The organism is Paracoccus sp. DMF, from assembly GCF_004407025.1.
GTDB classification, from domain to species: Bacteria; Pseudomonadota; Alphaproteobacteria; order Rhodobacterales; family Rhodobacteraceae; genus Paracoccus; species Paracoccus aminovorans_B.
In genome coordinates this window covers 1-3,068 of the sequence record NZ_SOKV02000101.1, presented here as the reverse complement: position 1 = coordinate 3,068, position 3,068 = coordinate 1, and the positions used below count along the sequence as shown (strand labels likewise).

The window sequence follows — 3,068 nt, the reverse complement described above, 5'->3', positions numbered from 1 at the left end:
AGCGCGAGGGGGGCAGCGCCCCCCTCGGGGCCCCGCCTCGCCGGCCCCGCTTCGTCGGCCCCGCTTCGCCGACCTCGCCTCGCCGGCCCAACCTGACGGCGCGCGCGCCCTCCTTCCGACGACGACCCGGCGCGGTGCCTTCCGCGCCGGCCCCATCCCCGCATCCCGGTGACGACGATGACAACCAGCCTGATCCCCTCGCGCAGCCTCCTCTCGGAGGCCTTCCCGGGCTTCGCCGTCTCGGCGCTGGTGGCGGCGACGGCGCAGTTCCTGTCGGACCATTACGGCGCCCCGGCCATGCTGCTGGCGCTGCTCCTGGGCCTGGCGCTGAACTTCCTGGCCGAGGACGGCACCCGCACCGCGCCGGGCGTCGCGCTGACCGCGCGCAGCGTGCTGCGGCTCGGGGTGGCGCTCCTCGGCGCACGGATCTCGGTCGACATGCTGGCGGCGCTCGGGCCGCGCGCCATCGGGCTGGTGGTCGCCGGGGTGGTGCTGACCATCCTCTGCGGCCTCGCGCTCGCCCGGCTCGGCGGCCGCGACTGGCGCTTCGGGCTCTTGACCGGCGGTTCGGTGGCGATCTGCGGCGCCTCGGCGGCCATGGCCATCGCCGCCGTGCTGCCGCGGCACGAGAAATCCGAGCGCGACCTGGTGTTCACCGTGCTCTCGGTCACCGTGCTCTCGACCGTGGCCATGGTGCTCTATCCGATGCTGGCCGCGCTCTTCGGCTTCACGGCGCGCGACAGCGGCGTCTTCCTTGGCGGCACCATCCACGACGTGGCCCAGGTGGTCGGCGCCGGCTTCTCCATCGGCCCCGAGACCGGCGAGACCGCGACGCTGGTCAAGCTGATCCGGGTCTCGATGCTGGCGCCGGTGGTGCTGGCGATCTCGCTCATCATTCGGGCGCGCGGGCTGGCCGACAGCGACGGCGGCGCGGCGCCGCCGCTTCTGCCGGGCTTCGTGCTGGGCTTCCTGGCGCTGGCGGCGCTGAACAGCTTCGGCGCGATCCCGCAGGCGCTGTCGGACCTCGCCGGGCAGCTGTCCCGCTGGGCGCTGCTGATCGCCATCGCGGCGGTGGGCATCAAGACCTCGCTCAAGCGCATGCTCGAGGTCGGCACCGGCGCCATCGCGCTGATCGTGGCGGAAACCGTGTTCCTCGGCGTCTTCGTGGTCGCCGGCCTGCATCTGCTGGGGTAGACGATGAAACCGCTCGACCGCATCCATGCCGAAGCCCGCGCCCGCGCCCGCCACATCATCCTGCCCGAGGGGGACGACCCGCGCGTGGCCGAGGCGGCGCGGCGCATCACCGAACAGCGCCTGGCGCGGGTGACGCTGATGAACGGGCCCGCGATCCCCGGCGTCACCGCCCTGGTCCCGGCCGAGGCGCCGGACCTGGCCGAGCTTGCCGATCACTGGCACCGGCTGCGCGCCGCCCGCGGCATGACCGCGGACCGCGCGCTTTCCGAGATGCGCGACCCGATCCGCCAGGCGGCGATGCGGGTGCGGCTGGGCCAGGCCGACGGCACCGTCGGCGGCGCGGTCGCCACCACCGCCGACACGGTGCGCGCGGCGCTGCAGATCATCGGCAAGGCGCCCGGGGCCGGCATCGTGTCGAGCTTCTTCCTGATGCTCGCCTGCGGGCCCGAGGCGCCGGTCCGGGGCGGCATGATCTTTTCCGACTGCGGGCTGGTGATCCAGCCCGACGCGGCCGAGCTGGCCGCCATCGCGCGCGCGGCCGCGGCGAGCTGCCGCCAGCTCCTGGCCGAGAAGCCGCGGGTGGCGCTTCTGTCCTTCTCGACCGCGGGCTCGGCCGAGCACCCGAGCCTCGGGCGGCTGCGCGAGGCCCTGGCGCTGATCCGCGCCGCCGAGCCGGATCTCGAGGTCGACGGCGAATTGCAGTTCGACGCCGCGCTCGACGAGGCGATCCGGGCCAAGAAGGCGCCGCAGAGCCGGCTGACCGGGCGGCCGAACGTGTTCATCTTTCCGGACCTGGCGGCGGGCAACATCGGCTACAAGATCGCGCAACGCCTGGGCGGGCTGACGGCGATCGGCCCGATCCTGCAGGGCCTCGCCCGCCCCGCCAACGACCTCTCCCGCGGATGCTCCGTCAACGACATCGTCAACGCAACCGCAATAACCGCTATCCAGGCAGAATAAACAAAAACGGTGAAACATCGTCGGTGCACGGATGCGCCGTCGGAAACAACCGATGGCGCTGTGCAGGCGCGTCCTGTTATGCCAGACTACCCATTTCAGGGCTTCCCGCTCGACCTGGCCAACGGATTTCCAGGGGCCGAGGAACGTGATCACCTCGGCCTTGAACATATGGAGGGGACCGTGGCCCCGGTGGGGCCGCGTAAGCCCCGGAATGGTTGATCGTCTCGGCCAGCGCATTGTCGTAGCAGTCGCCGACGCTGCCGACAGAGGTGTCGATGCCCGCCTCACCAGCCGTTCGCTGTAGCGAATGCTCAGATATCGGGCGGATTCAGCCGGTCGTCGCAACACCCTAGTTCAGCAGGTGCCGATGCCGACAGGAAGACGCGGAAGAAGTTGCGCTCGCCCGGAAGGCCTCCGGTATGGCAGCGTGAGAACCCGTGCCGGTTCTGGCGGGTGATTGCGATGGAGTTTCGTGAGGAGGCCGCAGTGTGTTCGGGTGTGTCAGCACCTGTCGGGGTCCGGTGGTTCCGAAGTTCAGGTGGCATGCCTCCTACACAGTTTGCGACATCGTCGCGGTCTCCTGCCGGTCGCAGCCTGACCTTCGCAGAACGTGAGGAGCGCGCGCTCGAGCGCGCGAGAGGCAGCGGCATTCGCGCCATCGCGCGCAAGCTGGGCAGATCACCAAGCACGATCTCGCGCGAGATCCGACGCAATTGGGGCAACGCGTGATGGCAACTTCGACTATCGCGCCATCAATGCCCAGTGGCATGCGGACCGTGCGGCCGAACGGCCAAGGCCGGCCAAGCTCGTCAGGAACCCGGCTTTGCGGGACTATGTTCAGGACCGATTGTCCGGCAAGATTGCTTTGCCCGACGGCGCCGGCCCGACGTGCCTTGGAAGGGGCGACGGCGCGT

Annotated in this window: 2 protein-coding genes and 2 pseudogenes; 3 read left to right on the top strand and 1 reads right to left on the bottom strand. The window is 70.9% G+C overall.

All coding sequences use genetic code 11. From position 1 onward, the window contains the following. Window positions 1–177 precede the first annotated feature (177 nt). Window positions 178–1,194, top strand: coding sequence for a YeiH family protein (locus E3D03_RS20265; RefSeq protein WP_062560904.1), 1,017 nt, complete (start codon window positions 178–180; stop codon window positions 1,192–1,194). A gap of 3 nt (window positions 1,195–1,197) precedes the next feature. After that, complete coding sequence (gene pta / locus E3D03_RS20260) at window positions 1,198–2,154, top strand: phosphate acetyltransferase (protein ID WP_062560903.1); 957 nt, start codon at window positions 1,198–1,200, stop codon at window positions 2,152–2,154. A gap of 48 nt (window positions 2,155–2,202) precedes the next feature. Here the strand turns inward: pta and E3D03_RS20255 are convergent. Continuing rightward, window positions 2,203–2,475, bottom strand: a pseudogene (locus tag E3D03_RS20255) (hypothetical protein); the annotation flags it as partial. A gap of 222 nt (window positions 2,476–2,697) precedes the next feature. Here E3D03_RS20255 and E3D03_RS21435 point away from each other — a divergent pair. Next, window positions 2,698–3,068 (top strand): annotated as a pseudogene (locus E3D03_RS21435) (transposase); the annotation flags it as partial.